We start from the raw sequence: 606 nt of genomic DNA on the forward strand, positions 1-606 counted from the left end.
TGAGGAGGAGACTCCCGACCAGGTGTCGGCATCCCACGGGTTGACCGGGGTCGGCAGGTCGGGATGGTGACCGGTGAACGCTCCCTCGGTCAGCCGCAGTTTGCCGAGGACGACGGCTCCGGCGGTTCGCAGTCGAGCGACGACGGTGGCATCGAAATCTGGGCGGAAGTCCGCATGGATCGTGGTGCCCGCACCGGTCGGTGCATCGTGAGTGTTCGCAAGATCCTTCGCCGCCACGGGGACACCGTGCAGATCGCCGAGCCAGTTGCCGCGGGACAGGAGGGAATCGGCGCGGTCGGCCTCGGCGAGGGCCGATTCGGCCATGACCGTGGCGAAGGCCTGCAGTCGGGGCTCGAGGCTATCGATGCGTTCGAGCATCGCTTCGGTGACCTCACGCGAGGACAGCTGCCTGGTTCGGATGAGTGTCGAGACTTCGTGGAGCTCGAGGAACGGGATCTCGGTGCTCGTCGGTGTGGTCATCATGCCTCCCTGCATCGGTTTCCATCACCTTAGCCGATCTTCTCACCAGGGTGAACAGTCATCTACGGGGCTATTCTCCGGCCAGTTCCCGCAGTGCTTGGATGTGTGCCTCGAGACGTCTGCTCC

The 606-nt window shown here is 64.7% G+C and carries 1 protein-coding gene; it reads right to left on the reverse strand.

The genetic code is table 11. The annotated features are described in order from the left end of the window. Positions 1-480: amidase family protein (locus tag IEV86_RS17545; RefSeq protein ID WP_229734730.1), on the reverse strand; the 480-nt coding region annotated here is incomplete at its 3' end. Between the last annotated feature and the right edge of the window lie 126 nt (positions 481-606).

The organism is Cellulomonas carbonis, assembly GCF_014636275.1.
In the GTDB taxonomy this organism is placed as follows: Bacteria; Actinomycetota; Actinomycetes; order Actinomycetales; family Cellulomonadaceae; genus Actinotalea; species Actinotalea carbonis.